Origin of the sequence: Alloalcanivorax sp. C16-1 (assembly GCF_046507805.1) — a bacterium.
In the GTDB taxonomy this organism is placed as follows: Bacteria; Pseudomonadota; Gammaproteobacteria; order Pseudomonadales; family Alcanivoracaceae; genus Alloalcanivorax.
Genome location: NZ_JBKFTK010000001.1, coordinates 754335 through 771222 on the forward strand (window position 1 = coordinate 754335; position 16888 = coordinate 771222).

Here is a 16888-nt window from a genome sequence, read left to right on the forward strand (position 1 = left end):
GTTATCTCTGCGCTCGCGCCGCGCGGGCGGCGTGGAGTTTCTTGTAGCTTTCGATCAGGCGCAGGTGACGGTCCAGGCCCTCGAGCTGCATGTTGGTGGGGGTAAGACCGGGGAAGCGGACGGTGCCATTCACCGCGCCGACCACTTCCGTCATGGTGTCTTCGCCGTACATGCGGCCCAGGTTGGTCAGGTAATCGTCCAGTTCCAGTTCGTCGTCCAGGGTGATTTCCAGCACCGCGCTGACGGCGCGGTAGAACAGGTTGCGCTGCACCGTGTTGTCGTTGAACTGCAGGAACGCCTCGGTGCGCTCCAGGGCCTCGTCGTGCTGACCCAGCGCCAGGTTGATCAGCAGCTTCAGTTCCAGCACGGTGAGCTGGCCCCAGACCGTGTTCTCGTCGAACTCGATGCCGATCAGCGTGCGGATGTCGGTGTAGTCATCGATCTGGCTTTCTTCCAGATGCTCCACCAGGGCGGCGAGTTGGTCGTCGTCCAGGCGGTGCAGATTGAGGAGATCCTCGCGGTAATCCAGGGCCTTGTTGGTGTTATCCCAGACCAGGTCTTCCACCGGGTAGACCTCGGAATAGCCCGGCACCAGAATGCGGCAGGCCGGTGCGCCCAGCTCGTGGTAGGCGGCGGTATAGACCTCCTTACCCAGGTCCTCGAGGATGGCGAACAGGCGCGCGGCTTCTTCCTCGGTCGTGCCGGAGAAATCCCACTCGTGGAATGCCACGTCCGCCTTGGCGCTGAAGAAGCGCCAGGACACCACGCCGCTGGAATCGATGAAGTGCTCCACGAAGTTGTTCGGCTCGGTCACCGCCAGGCTGTTGAAGGTGGGCGGCGGGAAGTCGTTGAGTCCTTCGAAGCTACGCCCCTGCAGCAGCTCGGTGAGCGAACGCTCCAGCGCCACCGCCATGCTCGGGTGAGCACCGAAGGAGGCGAACACACCGCCGGTGCGCGGGTTCATCAGCGCCACGCAGGCCACCGGGAATTGGCCGCCCAGGGAGGCGTCCTTGACCAGCACCGGGAAGCCCTGGGCCTCCAGCGCTTCGACGCCTTCCACCAGCTTGGGGTACTTCGCCAGCACCGCTTTTGGTACATCCGGCAGCGCCAACTCTTCCTCGATGATTTGCTTTTTCACCGCCCGCTCGAAGATCTCCGACAGGCACTGCACCTGGGCCTCGGCCAGGGTGTTGCCGGCGCTCATGCCGTTGCTGAGGAACAGGTTCTCGATCAGATTGGAAGGAAACCACACGGTCTCGCCGTCGGAGCGACGCTCGAACGGCAGGGAGCAGATACCGCGATCCACCCGACCGGAGTTGGTGTCGATCAGGTTCGAGCCCTGCAGCTCACCGTCCGGGTCGTAGATGGCCCGGCAATGGTCATCCAGAATCTCCGCCGGCAGTTCATCCTCGGGGCCGGGCTGGAACCAGTGTTCATTGGGGTAATGCACGAACGCCGCGTTGGCGATCTCCTCGCCGAAGAACTGGTCGTTGTAGAAGAAGTTGCAGTTCAGTCGCTCGATGAACTCGCCGAGCGCGGAACAGAGCGCGCTCTCCTTGGTGGCGCCCTTGCCATTGGTAAAGCACATGGGCGAGGCGGCGTCACGGATGTGCAGCGACCACACGTGCGGCACGATGTTGCGCCAGGAGGCGATCTCGATCTTCATGCCCAGGGCTTCCAGCGCCCGGCTCATAGTGGCGATGGTCTCCTCCAGCGGCCGGTCCTTGCCCTCGATAAAGGTACGTGCCTCGCCGTCCACCCCGGCCATCAACAACGCCTGGGCGTCCTCGTCCAGATTGTCCACGGTCTCGATCTGGAACTCCGGCCCGGTCTGCACCACCTTCTTCACCGTGCAGCGCTCGATGGAACGCAGGATGCCCTGGCGGTCCTTGTCGGACAGATCCTCCGGCAGTTCCACCTGGATGCGGAAGATCTGGTTGTAGCGGTTCTCCGGGTCGACGATGTTGTTCTGCGACAGCCGGATGTTGTCGGTGGGAATGTCCCGTGCCTTGCAGTACACCTTCACGAAATAGGCCGCGCACAACGCCGACGACGCCAGGAAATAGTCGAACGGACTGGGCGCCGAACCGTCGCCCTTGTAGCGGATCGGCTGGTCGGTGATGACCGTGAAATCGTCGAATTTGGCCTCCAGGCGGAGGTTGTCGAGGAAGTTGACCTTGATTTCCATGAAAGGACTGCCGGTTGGGAACGCGAATGCGCGCCATTATCCAGATTTTCCCCCCAACCGTCGCCCACCGGGGTCGGACCACGGTTACTTACTGATTTATAAGCGTTTCGCTGCTTCAGGGCGCCGTTAGGGCCACTTAGCCGCGGGTTTTGACCCCTATAAAAAGCCGCTAAAGCCGAAGTGTCGGACCGATCCGGGCACTGGCCCTAAGCGGCGATTTTCCAGGGCGAAAACCGGCCGTTAAGGCGCGAAATACACTCCCTAGGGGCTACTGATCCCGACAATTCAGTCACTTAGCGTGGTCCGACCCCGGTGCGCCGGGGCGCCGGGGCGGGGTCAGGGTTCGGGGGTGCCGGTGTCGGGGCTTCCGGTCTCGAGTTCGTGGCGTGCCGCGGCGGCCAGGGCCTGGTATCGGCGCTTAAAGGCGTCGAGGCGTTCTTCTTCCAGTTCTTCAAGATCGAGCAGTGCGTTGTGCGCCCCCTTCGTCGCCCGGATCAGCTCGTCCAGCTTCACCTGGATCGCCTCCGTGTCCCGGTTTTGCGTGTTCTGGATGAGAAACACCATCAGAAAGGTAACGATGGTGGTGCCGGTGTTGATCACCAGTTGCCAGGTGTCGCTGAAGGAAAACAACGGGCCCGTGACGATCCAGGCCAGGATCACCGCCACGGCCAAGACAAAAACACGGGGCCTGCCGCAAAAATGCGAAGCCGATTTAGCGAAGCCCGAGTACCAGGTAGTACGACTCATGATGCTCTCCCGCGAGGGCGCAGTGCCCACTCTTCCGTGAACCGACGTTGAAGCAGGCAAGACTGCGCGGACAATTGTAAACACTGGTCAAATCCGCCGGCGCTCGCCGCGTTGGTGTTTCCGCTCTCACACCCTGTCCGCGAAGATGCGGTAACTCAGTATGGTTCAAAGGACTTGAGAGACACCATGACTAATAACCTCCAACCAAAGGCCGGTCGGGCGCTGCATCCGCTGCACGCCATTCTGCTTGCTTTCCCACTGCCCCTGTTTCTGGGCGCGCTGCTCAGCGATTGGGCCTACTCCACCAGTTACCAGGTGCAGTGGACCAATTTCGCTTCCTGGCTGATCGCCGGGGCCCTGGTGGGTGGCGGCTTCGCGCTGCTGTGGGCGCTGGTCGAATGGGTAATCAGCGGGCCGGCCCGCACCGCCAGACATGCGGTCTATTTCCTCGTGCTGCTTGTGATGTGGATGCTCGGCTTTATCAACGCGCTGGTGCATGCCAAGGACGCCTGGGCGGCCATGCCCGCCGGGTTGTGGCTGTCGGCGATCGTGACGGTGCTGGCCCTGGTGGCGAGCCTGGTCGGCTACTCAGGTCTGCGTGGAGGAGTGAAATAACATGCGTTACGCCATCCCCCTGCTGTCGCTCCCTTTGCTGTTCGCGCTGACCGCCTGCGGCGGCGGAAACCAGGTCGAGCCCGCCGAGCAACACGGCGCCAACCCGACGCTGCCAAAGCCGCAGCGCGGCCTGCTGCCGAACATGAACATTTCCAAACCGGCGGAATGGGGCGACCAGAAGCCCACCGTGCCGGACGGCTATGAGATCGAGGCCATCGCCACCGACCTGAAAATCCCGCGCCAAACCCTGGTGCTGCCCAACGGCGATATCCTGGTGGCGGAAGGCTCCGGCGGCCACGCTCCGACCCTGCGGCCCAAGGACCTGATCGCCGGCTACATCAAGAAGCAGGGCAAGAGCGCGGCGGACAGCGGCAACCGGCTCACCCTGCTGCGCGACGCCGACGGCGACGGCCGCTACGAGCAGCAAGGGGTGTTCGCCGACAACCTGAATGCCCCCTACGGGCTGGCTCTCATTGATGATGCCCTTTATGTCGCCAACCAGGACGCCCTGGTGCGCTTCGACTACGAAGAAGGCCAGACCCAGGCCAGCGGCTCGCCGGAAAAAGTCACCGACCTGCCAGCGGTGATCAACCACCACTGGACCAAGGCCATGACCGCGGGCCCGGATGGCCGCTTCCTGTACGTCGGCATCGGCTCCAACAGCAACATCGGCGAGCGCGGCATGGAAGTGGAAGAAGACCGTGCCATGGTCTGGCAGATCGAAGCGGAAACCGGCCTGCACCGCCCCTTCGCCACCGGCCTGCGCAACCCCACCGCCCTGACCATCCAGCCGGACACCGGCGAGCTGTGGGCGGTGGCCAATGAGCGGGATGAGATCGGTCCCAACCTGGTGCCGGACTATCTGACCTCGGTGAAGGAAGGCGCTTTCTATGGCTGGCCTTACAGCTACTGGGGCCAGAACGAGGACACCCGGGTCAAACCGCCCAAACCGGAGAGGGTCGAGCAGGCCATCAAACCGGACTATGCGCTGGGCTCCCACGTGGCGGCGCTGGGCGTGGACTTCTCCAACTCCGCCGTGGGCGGCGACTTCGCCGAAGGCGCCTTCGTCGGCCAGCACGGCAGTTGGAACCGCAGCGACCCGGTGGGTTTCAAGGTGGTGTTTGTGCCCTTCCAGAACGGCGAACCCGCCGGCGACCCGGTGGACTTCGCCACCGGCTTCCTCAGCGACGACGGCAAGGCCCGCGGCCGCCCGGTGGGCGTCACCGTGGACCCGGAAGGCGCCGTGATCATCGCCGACGACCTCTCCAACACCATCTGGCGCGTCACCCCCACCGCCCCAAACTGACCCACCCCACACCGGCCCGCCCCGGCGGGCCCGGCCGGGGCCCAGGGGTCGGACCACGGTTACTCATTGATTCGTAAGTCTTTTCCGATTCTCTGAGCGGCTTCGCGGGTCTTAGAGCTTGGTTTCAGGCCCCAAAACCGGCTTTTAAGAAATCAAACTGTGGCACCAGCCAAGGCCGGCGGCTTGGAAGCCAGCCACCTGGCTAACGCCGAGGAGATGCCGCAGCGCCTCACCGGCGTCCGCGTAAAGCAGCCAACCCAGCGCCGCCAGGTTGGCGATAACCGCAAAAGCAAAGACCACCAGAAAGGGCACCTTGCGGGTTTTGTGTCGAAACATCCGTTGGGCAAGCAAGGCACCTGGCCAGCCGCCGCAGAGCTCAAAGAAATGGAGACGCGCCTCGGCCGTCCGCCAGGCGCCACGTCTCGCCGCCCGTTTATCCAGCCCATAAAGCACAAACGTCAGCAGACTTACCAAACCGTACACACCGGCCATCCGCCACCACTCATGCGGAGGCATAACCGCCAGAAGACTGACAAAAAAAGCCGCCACCATCAGCAGCGCGGGAAACAGCCCTTTCCCTTTCTTCGGCCGCCGCGCTGTACGACCGCTGGCCTTAAAATCCACATCGACCGCTCGCGATCGACAACATTCATCATGGCCTGATCGGTCGGCCTTCACGACACAGGCCTCAGGTAGACCTCCAATTGCTCGACGATAGCCTGCTGCTCCTCAGGATGAAGTTGCAGTCGGATCTGTTCTTCGCGCCCTTCTCGTTTCACGAACAACGACAGCCCATCGTGGTAGGGCACGAAGTTGGCGCCGACGAACTCAAAGGTTTTTCCTTCCTCATGGCATTCGCCGTCATAGTCCCGGAAAGCGCGCGCCACCCGATAGATCTGTCCGGCCTTGAGATGCCGATACTCCCTATCCAGTTTATCGAGCCAATCATTCATCGGGCTGGCGTCCCTAGGGTCGGACCGTGATTACTCATTGTTTGTTAAGCATTCTCTTGGCTTTTTGACGTCTTCACGAGCGTTAGCCCGCGTTTAATGGCCCGGTAAATCGCCTCTAAGCAAAGTCCGCGGCCCGAAGCCCACGTTAAAGGTATCGATTGCCCCACGAAATTATCCGTTTAAGCCTTTTGAAACCGATCCAGAGAGCACAAAGGCCCTTTAAATCAACCGGTTAACGTGGTCCGACCCGCAAGGTCCTTGCTTCGGCACCGGCCACTCCTGCCCCCACGCCGTGATCCATTGTGTATCCGAACCAGAAGCTCGCCGGTTCAGAATCCGCCTGCTTCGTGGCAATCTTAGAACATGATGCCCACAGCGTGAATGATGAGGTTTATTGCTCATGAATGCCCCGCAAACCGCCTCACTTCCCTTTCCGTCCATCGGTGGGGAGGCCTTGCAGGCGTATAACGAACTGCTGATCACGCTGTACCGCTGCCTGCAGGACGGTGCCGGCTTCCAGCCGTTCTTCGACGCTTTCCAGCAGCACTTCAAGGCCCTGCAAGGTGGCATTTTGGGGATCACCGCAAACCCGCGACGTATGATATTCGGCTGGACCTTCGGCTATCCGGAAGGCTTCGAGGAGTGGTACATCAACAGCAGCCTGCCGGAACGGGACGAAGCCCTGGCCCGTTACGTAGCGCTGCCGCCGCGCCAGTTCGACTCCTTCCTGCGCGGCGACGGCAGCCGCACCATCCTCGATATCCTCGGCCCGGAGAGCCGCGCCTGGGCGGAGGCGGTGGGCATGGGCGACAGCGCCGGCATGCTGGTGAGCCGCGAGAACGGCACCAGCGTGGTGTTCATAGCCAACCGGCACCTGGACCACGGGCCCTACACGCAGGACGAACTGGTACAGATGAACCTGCTGGCGCCGCACATCGAAAACGCGGTGACTCTGCACCTGAAGCTCTATCAATCGGCTAACAACAACGAAAACCTGGCGCTGGCCCTGAACCATGTCAAAAAGCCGCTGGTGGTCTTCAATGCCCTGGGCATCATCGCCCAGGCCAACGACGCCGCCCGCGCGCTGCTGGAAAACAGCGGTACCCTGTTCATCAACGGCGAACAACGCCTGCGCTGCCAGGACGAGCGCCTCGCTCGCAAGCTCAACGACGCCATTGGCACCTGCATCATTCGATCTCACCAGGGCAAGCTGGACACCGGCACGCTGTTCATCCACACCCCGCAGGAACGTATCGCCCTGTGCCTCACGCCCCTGGTGGCCGAAAGCGCCGAAAACAACGGCGTGCTGGCCGAGCTGTTCAGCTTCGACAACACCCTGCCCCCGGATCTGGACAGGCTGCAGATCCTGTTCCAGTGCACGCCCGCGGAAGCCGCCGTCGCTGGCGAGCTGATACAGGGCCTGAGCGCCAAAGACATCGCCGAGAAACGGCGCATCTCCGTGCACACCGCCCGCCAGCACATCAAGAGCTTGCTCAGCAAGAACGGTTACCGCAAGCAGACCGAGCTGGTGTCCATGTTGGTGCGGGCTTTGGGTTGAAGCCAAGGGCCCGTTTGCTGCGGCCGCCGGGCGACCTGCTCACTTTTCGGAACCGTGCGAAGGACGAGTTGCGCCCTCCCACCCTTTAATTGATAATCACTCTCACCTAAAAGCGTAACCCAAACCTCTAATGTCCGGCGCCGCCACCGACACCCAACCGCTGTTGCCCGGCTCCCAACGGGAGCTGGGTGAGCTGTATGCGGCGCATCATGGCTGGTTGACGCATTGGCTGCAGGGGCGGCTGCGCTGCCCGCAGGACGCGGCGGATCTGAGCCAGGACACCTTCCTGCGGCTGATTCTGGGCGAGCAATCGCTGGAGGCACTGCGCGATCCGCGCGCCTATCTGATGGTCATCGCCAGCCGGCTGATGATCAATCGCCACCACCGCCGGCAGGTGGAAGAGGAAGCCCTGCGCCAGGTGGCGATCCTGGTGGAGACCCGGGACGATCGAGGCCCGGCAGAGATCGCCGCCGCCCACAATCTGCTGGTGACGGTGCTCCGCCTGCTGGTGGACGAGCTGCCGGAGAAACCGCGCCGGGCGTTCCTGATGGCACGGCTGGAAGGTCTGACCTACCGGCAGATCGCGCGCCGGTTGTCGGTGTCCGAGAGCAGCGTTAAGCAGTACCTGGCCAAGGCCTTCGCCCACTGCCACGCACGCCTCTACGACAGCTTGGCGGACGCGCCATGTCCGAGCTGAACCGCATCCGCCAGCAGGCCGCCGAATGGGTGGTCGCCCTGCAAACCGCCGGCGCCGACGAGCACGACCGTCTGCGGGCGGAGTGCGACACCTGGCAGGCCAAGGACCCGCGCCGCCGCCAGGTGCTCGAGCAAATCCAGCGTATGTGGCAGGCCACCGAGCCCGCCCAGGCCCGGCGCCGTCAACGCCGCCGCCGGCTCACTGGCCTGGGCGCCGCGCTGCTGCTGGTGCTGGCCGGCGCGCAATTGCCCTGGGCCTACTGGGGCGCCGACTACCGCACCGCCGCCGGCGAGATCCGCACGCTCACCCTGCCCGACGGCAGCCAGGTGGTGCTCAACAGCGGCAGCGCCATCGACCTGGACTACAGCGACGCCCGTCGCACCGTGAAGCTGGTGCGCGGCGAGCTGCTGGCCACCGTGGCCAAGGCCGCGGACCGCCCCTTCCAGGTCACCACCCGGGACCTCACCGCCACCGCCCTGGGCACCCGATACAGCGTGCGTCAGGAAGACCGCTTCACCCGGGTGGCGGTGCAGGAATCCACCGTGGCGGTGGCGCCCCGGGACGGCGGCGACGACCTCAAGCTCACTGCCGGCCAACAGGCGGACCTGAACCGCCAAGGCGTGCTCACCCGCGCCACCACCCCACGCCAACGCCCGGACTGGGCCGACGGCCGCCTGGCCTTCAGCAAAGCCCCGCTCACGGAAGTGGTCGAGCGCCTGGCCCGTCACCGCCCCGGCCTGCTGACCCTGGACGACGCCCTCGCCAACAGCCCACGCCGATTTACCGGCGTGCTCCCCGCCAACGACAGCGACGCCGCCCTGGCCCTGCTCGCCGACACCCTCAATCTGGAAGTGCGCTACCTCACCCCCTGGTACGTCACCGTCCGCCGCCGCTCGCCATAACCACCACGACGGAAACGTGCCAAAACCGCCGAAAGAACGCCGTAGGAGCGACTTCAGTCGCGATAGGTGTTCTCAACAGACGGCTTTATCGCGACTGAAGCGGAGTGCCGCCCAGTCGCTCCTACCGTGGGCTCATTGGAGGAGCACGGGGTTGAGCTTAAAAAAGAAGCAGGACATTGTGGATGCATCGATACCGTCGCGAGCTGGCTTTCAGTGAACGAGGCACCCATGGCTCGAACTTTTGCTCTCCTTCTCCTCATCACCATCGCCTCTCTGGCGCACGCCATGGAGAACAAGCCGGCGAGAAGCGACTGCATTTTCCGTGTCGATCTGGATTGGAGCGGATTTCGGGGCGATAAGCAGGATGCATTGAAAGCCCTGGTGAAGTCAGTAGCCCAGGCCCCGGATATGGGCTTCAACCGGGTCCCGCCCAGCGCCGCCGTTCAAGGCAACGATCAGCAGTACCTTTACTTCCAACTCACCGATGGCTGTGGCCCGCAACGGCTGGATAGCGCGAAGAAGCTGCTCGCCCACGTCGACCGGGATGGCCTGCCCCCGTTCACCCTGAACACCGCCTCGTTTTCTCCGGGCGTGGATACCATCCAGCTCCAAGGTCAGTGGTGGCGGTAGGGACACCCTCCCCAAAAAAATTTTTCCGCCACCACTGCCCGATGGGCTCCGCTGCTTTGTCTTCATAGGTAAAGACACCGCGCATCCCTGCTGGAGCCCCCATGATTCGCTCACAAAAACCGAACACCGCAACGACGTCGCCGAAGGCGCTGTTGCTGCTTGGCTTGCTGACCCCGCTGCTCACCGCGCCGCTGCTTCCCCAGCCGGCCCGGGCGCAGGCCGCGACCACGCAGACCATCAACCTGCCCGCCCAGCCCCTGGACCAGGCGGTGATCGACCTGGCCCGGCAGACCGGGCTGGCCATCGGCGGCGACGCTGCGCTGCTGGAAGGCAAACAGGCGCCGGCGCTGAGCGGCGACTACACGCCGGCCCAAGCCCTGCGCGCCCTGTTGGCCGGCAGCGGCGTCACCGCCGTGCGGGTGGAGAATGGCTACCGGCTGGAAGCGGCGCCGCAGGAAACCAGCGAAAGCAATACCCTGGACGCCGTTTCCGTGTACGGCCGCCAGAAAAACGACACGGTGGAAGCCATCCCGCAAAGCGTCAGCGTCTACGACCGGGAAAACTTCGAGCTGGCCCAGGCCAACACCGTCGGCGACGTGGTGCGCCTCACCCCCAGCGCCAACCGGTCCGGCTCCGGCCGCGACATGTTCGCCGACGACTTCCTGATCCGCGGCTTCAACGCGGAGCAATCCGTCAACGGCCTGGGCTTCCGCCAGACCGACCACCCCACGGACCTGGCCAACGTGGAGCGCCTGGAAATCCTCAAGGGCCCGGCCTCGGTGCTGTACGGCCAGATGGAACCGGGCGGCACCATCAACGTGGTCACCAAACAACCGCTGGATTACTACCAGGCGGAAGTGGGCGCCGAGTACGGCCGCTACGATTACCACCGCGCCACCCTGGACGTGACCGGCCCGCTCAACGACCGGGTGCGCGCCCGCCTCAACCTGGCCCACCAGGACAGCCACGCCTCCATGGACTACTGGGGCTACGAGCGCCTGTTCGTGGCGCCCAACGTCACCATGGATCTCACCGACACCACCAACCTCACCGTGGAAGGCAGCTACTCGCGCAACGAATGGACCGCCCTGCCCGGCGGCGCCCCGGCGCAAGGCGCCATCGAGCCCAACCCCAACGGCGACTACAGCGACGACTTCAACGTGGCCTGGAAAGACGCCACCACCGAGCGGGACTCCGTCTACCTGAACGCCCGCCTCACCCAGGCGCTCACCGACACCATCGACGCCCGCCTGAGCTACGCCTACACCCGCAACGATCAGGAGTTCCAGGAATACGCCCCATTCGGCCTGGGCGCGGACTTCCGCACCCTCAACCGCATCATCTTCGCCAGCGACGACGCCAAGCAGACCGACCACGAAGTGATCCTCGACCTGAGCGGCGAAGCCACCCTGGCCGGCATGACCCACCGTTTTATCGCCGGCGTGAACTTCCGCGACTCCGACAGCACCCGGCCTACCCAGGTGTACCTGGTGGACCCGGTCGACCTGTACGACCCGGTCTACGGCCCCATGGACCTGAGCACCAAAGCCCGCGACCGCGGCTTCACCCAGACCGACCGGATCCTCGCCGGCTTCGTCCAGGACCGCATTGCCTTCACCGAGAAGTGGACCCTGCTCGCCGGCCTGCGCTACACCGACGCGGAACAATCCCAGAAAACCACCGACTTCCTGGCCGGCGACGCCGTCACCCGCGCCGAGCTCGGCGAAACCGCCTGGACCACGCAGCTCGGCCTGGTCTACGACCTCACTGACAGCACCTCGCTCTACGCCAGCCGCAACGAAGCCTTCGTGCCCAAACAAGGCACCACCTCCGGCCGCCAGCCCCTGAAAGCCGAGGAAAGCGTGCAATACGAAGCAGGCGTGCGCGTCACCGCCGGCCGCCTCAACATCAACGCCGCCGGCTTCGTCATCGACAAGGACAACATGCCCATCAGCGACCCGCTCAACGCCGGCTTCCTGGTGGCCCAAGGCCGCGCCCGCTCCAAAGGCGCCGAGCTCACCGTGGACGGCTACGCCACCAGCAACCTCTACCTGAGCGCCGGCTACGGCTACACCGACACCGAAGTGCTGCGCACCGACGACGAGACCCTGGAAGGCAACCGCTTTATCAACGTGCCCCTGCACACCGCCGCCCTGCAAAGCCGCTACTACCTCAACGCCGTCACCGGCCTGAGCCTGGGCGGCACCGTCGCCTACGTGGACGAACGCCCCGCCAACGCGGACAACAGCGTCACCCTGCCCGCCTACACCCGCGTGGACCTGGGCGCCTACTACGCCGTCACCGACGCCCTGCAACTGGACCTGCTGTTCAACAACGTCACCGACGAGGAGATCTTCTCCCCCGGCTCGTTCGACGGCGTGATCCGCGAAGAAGGCCGCACCTACCTGGCGCGCGTGAAGTACCTGTTTTAAGGGGGCGCGCTGAATGAGGATGCGCCAACGGCTGGTGCTACTGCACCGCTACGTGGGGCTGGTGATGGCGGGCTTCCTGATCATCGCCGGCCTCACCGGCGCCCTGCTGGTGTGGTATTACGAGCTGGACGCCCTGATCAACCCGCACTGGCTCAAGGTCGAGCCGCCCACCGCGCACAGCGAACCGCTCTCGTCCTTCGCCCTGCGCGACCGAGTGGACGCCGCCTACCCGGACGCCAACGTGCACTGGATGATGCTCGCGCCCCCGGACGCCCACAGCCCGCTGCGCTTTTTCCTCAGCACCAAACCGGGCGCGCCGGCGCCCCCCATCGACGAAGTGTTCGTGAACCCCTACACCGGCCAGATCCTCGGCGGCCGCCTGTGGGGCGACCTCAGCCAGGGCATCAGCAACCTGATGCCCTTCGTCTACCGCCTGCACCACTCCCTGGCCATCGGCACCACTGGCACCTGGATCTTCGGCCTCATCGCCCTGCTCTGGACCCTGGACTGCTTCGTCGGCGCCTGGCTCACCTTCCCCCCGCCACGACGCCGCGACGCCCGGCACCGCCCCCGCCGCTTCTGGACACGCTGGGCCAAAGCCTGGCAAATCCGCTGGCGCGCCGGCGGCCACAAACGCACCTTCGACCTGCACCGCGCGGTTGGCCTCTGGCCCTGGGCCCTGCTGCTCGTCTTCGCCTGGAGCGGCGTCGCCCTCACCCTCTACGACCCAATCTACCGCCCCACCACCGGCCTGTTCCTCAGCTTCCAGGAAGACCCGCTCGCGACCGTGCCCACCCGCGCCAACCCCAGCCCACAACCGCCCATCGGCTGGGAACCCGGCTACCACGCCGCCCGCCAACACCTGGAAGCCCTGGCCGAGGACCGCGACATAACAATCCACGCCCTGGAACGTTTCGCCTACACCCCGCACAAGAACGCCCTCAAACTGATGGCGCGCACCAGCAGCGATGTGAACGAGCGGTTCGGGGAGACCTGGGTGTACGTGGACGCCACGGACGGCGCCCTGCTGGGCCAATACCTGCCCACCGGAGAAGCGGCGGGGAATACGGTGACGACCTGGTTGACCAGCCTGCATATTGCGGCGGTGGGTGGGGTGGGTTATCGGGTTGTTGCGACGGTTTTGGGGGTGGCGGTGATTGTACTGAGCGTTACGGGGGTGATGGTCTGGTGGCGGAAGCAATCAGCCCGCCTTCGAGGTGGATGACAGCACGTGAGGTGGCGGGGACAAAACTGCCGGATCAGCAGCCTAAAACAGCCAGGTGCCAACCGTATAGAGCCCGATCAACATCAGCGCGACGGCGAGCACAATCATTACCACGAGGATGCCAGTCTCAAAACTCGAACCGACCTCATCGGGCTTTTCGAAGAAGGCGGGACTGAGGCATTTCACGCCAGCGTAGTCGCCTAGATCCTTTCGTCGAGCCTCGCCATTCTCGATAGCCGCCTCGCAGGCGACCATAAGGTTACGCAGGCCAGCCTCATCGCCGACGAGATATTCCTCATGCTCCGCCCAATCGCTACTATCTTTTAAGTACGAGCTTCCTACTTTCATCTTTATATTTCCCTTCTTTCCTTATCCATCAACCGGGCGGCGGTACTGGATAACACCCTCAAACACAGCTCAGCGTAAGCAATAGCTTAACTATTTGTAGGAGAAAAGCCTTCTCGCCTGCCGAGCACTGGACGCATTGACAGTACCGCAAATCCAAGTACACTTTTCCATAAGGAGCGTCGAAACTCCCACAAGCGGGCCTCACCGCAACCCGAACCAACCGCGGTATTTTTGTGCCTGAAAACCGGCCTGTAAGGGTCGGGAGGTCTGGGGAATACAACACCTTCGGGAAATACCCAGAGCAGTTCTTGTGGCTGTTTCGAACCTCCTGACCACCCATTGCTTTTAATTCGAAATAAGCACAAGGAGCAACACCATGAAACAGCGCAAGCTGAAAGTCCGCAAAGGCCACTGGGATTACACGCTGAAAAGCGACCCTTACAGCGGCAACCGTATTACCCCGTTCCTTCTTCTCAAAGGCACCTGGCTTGAGCAAGCTGGCTTTACCGTAGATACGCCCGTATCGATAACAGTTGAGGATGGCCGGATTGCAATTGTCCGCGACTGCAACCACTGAAAGTGCAGCCCCAGCTAAACGCTGGGGCTTCCCAGGTCCCAGAAAGCAAAAAAAGCTCCCCTCAAGAAGTCTCTAAATCACAGTATTAGCCATGCAATGTCAAGATCTTCCTAATAGTCATCTTTGCAAGCAAAAGTGGAACCACGGTAACAACAGGGACGAGCATCGCGCAGACAAATGTTGCTCCTAAAACCTCGAGGGGCCAGTCCAATGGATTGAGATAAAACAATGCCGTCGCACACGTCGCTAAAGCACAGATGGCAATCGAACCATATACTCGAAATTCTAGAGCCCAGTAATAAGGCCACTCATATAGCACCTTATTTTCAACCTCATCTCCCGGGCGCAATACTCCCATACCAAGCTGGTAACTAATACCGACGAGGAGAAGCGGTAGCCCGCCGAGGAAGCTGGGAAGCCCTCTGGAATGCTTGACGGTTATAGCGATACCCTCAAAAAGGGCAGGATACCGTTGGAAGAATAAGATCACGACAAGTATGCACAGAACCTCCGGCGACACAAGAAGAAGGCGCTTTAGATCTAGAGCTTTAGAGAGCATTAATCATGCTCCATATGACGCTCTTCTTTGATCCGCTCCAATATCCCAACCGTCTTTCTGTAAAGCTCCTCTGGATCGGGGTCGCGGGAGAAAGAAAAGTTTCTCACTGTTTCCGCCGTTCTTATGACTATAACTTCGTCGCCCTGTTTACCTCTAACATACCCCTTACCGTAGCCGTCCGCAGCCATCAGTATTGCCGCGTCTCCTATGGGAAGTGCGCCGGGTAAGTATGGTTGAACCTTGCTTTGGCTGACAATGCCCGCCACGTGCTCAGGCAGGTTCGTATCTAGCGGCAAACTCTGGCTGCTGTCCTCTTCCACCTTCATCCGATCGGTATTTCGGGACTTGAGGTAATCTTTCAGATCTTCCCACAACGGGCCGAACAACGGATTGGGTGGTGATACCGTTGCAGAAACCCGATAAATACCATCCAGGCTCTTAAGCTTGCGCGCGAATGAGCGAAGATCGGCTATTGGGTCAACGTCACACCGGGCCAAAACCTGATGATGGGATGCGTTGATGACTTCAGCCCATCGGTTCATGAACGTGCTGTACTCGATCTGGTTAGACACATGCAAGAATGCAATACCTGAATACTCTGGAACGTAAATGAAAGGGCTGGAGGCACGAGTAATATTGGGCTGACGCTGTGTTGTCTCCTTATGCTTATGAGGATCGACTACAGAAACCTCACCATCGGGATCGTATTTCCCGAGGCGCCCAAAGTAATATGAAGACCCGCCATCAGACAGTTCTCTTAAATCAATAAACGTCCATGCCGAGCCGTACCTAGTAACACTCTCGGGCCAGCGAAGAGCTGATTTTATATCATCGTTTCGTAATGCACCGGTTTTTACCACTCGGCCCAAGTAATAAGTACCTTTCCTGCTCATCCGCCCTCCTAACCTAATTATTATTTAACCGATAATCAAACCCGCAGGCTGGTCGCGCTGAAAGGAAGAAATTAAGCCTGGGCCGCCCACATCCGCTTCTCACAGGTAGCACTTTGCGCTCACGCCACCACAATCACCGCTTACAAAGTCGATGCTTTCTCTGCGAGAGATCAGCCCACATCCACGACTGGAAGCAGGACTAACAACTTCAAGATCGTCGAACGACGACCGATCATCATGCGTAGCCGTGCTCCTGGGATCAATCGGCGGGGCAAATGATTCCGAAGCAAACGCAAAGCAGCAGAGTCGTGAATCTATCCTTTGATAAAATAGCTCTTTATAGGCAACTCGAATATTCACCCGCCGTTTAGCACTAAACTCTAACATACCAGACGGAGGAAGCAGCCATCACTTATACGGTCTAATCACCGCGCTTGAAAAAGTAGCCAATCACAATGCCAGACAAAACGCCAGTGGTGGCATCTGGTATTAAATTAAGATATGCCAAACCACCAATGCTGATAAATGCGACAATCATTAGCAGGACGCTAGCGCACAAATTAATTATTTTGGCGGTGTGAGTTTGTCCAAATAATTGAGCAGACCTTTGAAGTAGAGCGTCGATAAACTCTTTTGCTTCTTTAGAACTTAGCAGTTCTTTCCAGGCAAGGATATTATCCGCCGTTGTGGAGTCCTCAACGACGTCTTCTTCTGGTTCATCTGTATCCATTTATGCTCCTTAGAAAAAAGCTCGCGAGCGGCTCACAGAGCTACGCCACGCCCGCTACTGTAAAACCACTACAGCAAGCCATACATCCTTTATATATTAAACATTAAAATAGAACCAAGAAAAAAATGAACCGTACCGCGCATTCTTTCTGCTTCTAACGCTTTATTCATATTTTATCTCTCCAAATAACCCGATCATCAGATCATCCTCCAGCATCTCAAACGGAAGCTCAACATAGTCGTCTTTATGTCTAGGCAGGGCTTTACCATCATGCGGCGAATTTTTTGTGTGGCCAAGAATGTGGTCACCATTTTCTTTAATGTATGGGAGTATAACTATTCTTCCATGATTCTTTGAAAGTATCCTCCCTTCCACCCACAAGGTTTTTCCCTTTTCGCTATTTGTAGAGTCGCCAAGCGTTTTAACGCTCCAACCAAAACTTTTGTTATCCTCAAACCAAAAAACAAACCCACCTAAAACCAGAACTCTTAGTCCTCGCGACCTAGCGTCATTCAGAATTCTCTTTAC

17 protein-coding genes are annotated in these 16888 nt (G+C 61.1%); 9 read left to right on the forward strand and 8 right to left on the reverse strand.

Annotated features, from left to right (window positions below):
• Window position 1 precedes the first annotated feature (1 nt).
• Complete coding sequence (locus tag ACLD0W_RS03590) at window positions 2–2188, reverse strand: OsmC domain/YcaO domain-containing protein (protein ID WP_410306133.1); 2187 nt, start codon at window positions 2186–2188, stop codon at window positions 2–4.
• 336 nt (window positions 2189–2524) lie between these two features.
• Window positions 2525–2935, reverse strand: coding sequence for a low affinity iron permease family protein (locus tag ACLD0W_RS03595; protein ID WP_410306134.1), 411 nt, complete (start codon window positions 2933–2935; stop codon window positions 2525–2527).
• A gap of 186 nt (window positions 2936–3121) precedes the next feature.
• On the opposite strand from ACLD0W_RS03595, the gene ACLD0W_RS03600 reads away from it, so the two are divergent.
• Both ACLD0W_RS03600 and ACLD0W_RS03605 read left to right on the forward strand, forming a co-directional pair.
• Window positions 3122–3550 (forward strand): DUF2231 domain-containing protein, encoded by a 429-nt coding sequence (locus ACLD0W_RS03600; RefSeq protein ID WP_410306135.1) that lies wholly within the window; start codon window positions 3122–3124, stop codon window positions 3548–3550.
• A 1-nt stretch (window position 3551) separates the two neighbouring features.
• Entirely contained in the window at window positions 3552–4856 is a 1305-nt protein-coding gene (locus ACLD0W_RS03605; protein WP_410306136.1) for a PQQ-dependent sugar dehydrogenase, read from the forward strand.
• Window positions 4857–5000: 144 nt separating this feature from the next.
• Here the strand turns inward: ACLD0W_RS03605 and ACLD0W_RS03610 are convergent, their stop codons facing one another.
• Window positions 5001–5480: a DUF1294 domain-containing protein gene (locus ACLD0W_RS03610; protein ID WP_410306137.1), complete on the reverse strand. Its 480-nt coding sequence runs from the start codon at window positions 5478–5480 to the stop codon at window positions 5001–5003.
• Window positions 5481–5530: 50 nt separating this feature from the next.
• Window positions 5531–5809, reverse strand: coding sequence for a DUF3601 domain-containing protein (locus ACLD0W_RS03615; RefSeq protein ID WP_410306138.1), 279 nt, complete (start codon window positions 5807–5809; stop codon window positions 5531–5533).
• A 454-nt stretch (window positions 5810–6263) separates the two neighbouring features.
• Here ACLD0W_RS03615 and ACLD0W_RS03620 point away from each other — a divergent pair, with 454 nt between their 5' ends.
• From ACLD0W_RS03620 to ACLD0W_RS03645, 6 genes are all read left to right on the forward strand, one after another.
• The gene (locus ACLD0W_RS03620; protein ID WP_410306139.1) at window positions 6264–7367 is read left to right on the forward strand and encodes a helix-turn-helix transcriptional regulator; all 1104 of its coding nucleotides are present in this window, start codon (window positions 6264–6266) and stop codon (window positions 7365–7367) included.
• Between the two features lie 130 nt (window positions 7368–7497).
• Complete coding sequence (locus ACLD0W_RS03625) at window positions 7498–8064, forward strand: sigma-70 family RNA polymerase sigma factor (protein WP_410306140.1); 567 nt, start codon at window positions 7498–7500, stop codon at window positions 8062–8064.
• A complete protein-coding gene (locus ACLD0W_RS03630) occupies window positions 8052–8966 on the forward strand; it encodes a FecR family protein (RefSeq protein WP_410306141.1) in 915 nt (304 codons plus the stop codon). Before ACLD0W_RS03625 ends, ACLD0W_RS03630 begins: the two co-directional genes overlap by 13 nt.
• Window positions 8967–9194: 228 nt before the next feature.
• Window positions 9195–9596, forward strand: a complete 402-nt coding sequence (locus ACLD0W_RS03635) for a hypothetical protein (RefSeq protein ID WP_410306142.1) — start codon at window positions 9195–9197, stop codon at window positions 9594–9596.
• A gap of 101 nt (window positions 9597–9697) precedes the next feature.
• The gene (locus tag ACLD0W_RS03640; RefSeq protein ID WP_410306143.1) at window positions 9698–12028 is read left to right on the forward strand and encodes a TonB-dependent siderophore receptor; all 2331 of its coding nucleotides are present in this window, start codon (window positions 9698–9700) and stop codon (window positions 12026–12028) included.
• 13 nt (window positions 12029–12041) lie between these two features.
• Window positions 12042–13253, forward strand: a complete 1212-nt coding sequence (locus ACLD0W_RS03645; protein ID WP_410306144.1) for a PepSY-associated TM helix domain-containing protein — start codon at window positions 12042–12044, stop codon at window positions 13251–13253.
• A 42-nt stretch (window positions 13254–13295) separates the two neighbouring features.
• On the opposite strand, the gene ACLD0W_RS03650 is transcribed toward ACLD0W_RS03645, so the two are convergent.
• Window positions 13296–13601, reverse strand: a complete 306-nt coding sequence (locus ACLD0W_RS03650) for a hypothetical protein (protein ID WP_410306145.1) — start codon at window positions 13599–13601, stop codon at window positions 13296–13298.
• Between the two features lie 376 nt (window positions 13602–13977).
• Here ACLD0W_RS03650 and ACLD0W_RS03655 point away from each other — a divergent pair, with 376 nt between their 5' ends.
• Window positions 13978–14178, forward strand: coding sequence for a SymE family type I addiction module toxin (locus ACLD0W_RS03655; protein WP_410306146.1), 201 nt, complete (start codon window positions 13978–13980; stop codon window positions 14176–14178).
• 85 nt (window positions 14179–14263) lie between these two features.
• On the opposite strand, the gene ACLD0W_RS03660 is transcribed toward ACLD0W_RS03655, so the two are convergent.
• The 3 genes from ACLD0W_RS03660 to ACLD0W_RS03670 form a co-directional block, all read right to left on the reverse strand.
• On the reverse strand, window positions 14264–14737 hold the full coding sequence (locus tag ACLD0W_RS03660; protein ID WP_410306147.1) for a hypothetical protein: 474 nt from the start codon (window positions 14735–14737) through the stop codon (window positions 14264–14266).
• The gene (locus tag ACLD0W_RS03665; protein ID WP_410306148.1) at window positions 14737–15630 is read right to left on the reverse strand and encodes a hypothetical protein; all 894 of its coding nucleotides are present in this window, start codon (window positions 15628–15630) and stop codon (window positions 14737–14739) included. Before ACLD0W_RS03665 ends, ACLD0W_RS03660 begins: the two co-directional genes overlap by 1 nt.
• A 421-nt stretch (window positions 15631–16051) precedes the next feature.
• Window positions 16052–16360, reverse strand: a complete 309-nt coding sequence (locus tag ACLD0W_RS03670; RefSeq protein WP_410306149.1) for a hypothetical protein — start codon at window positions 16358–16360, stop codon at window positions 16052–16054.
• Window positions 16361–16888: the final 528 nt, after the last annotated feature.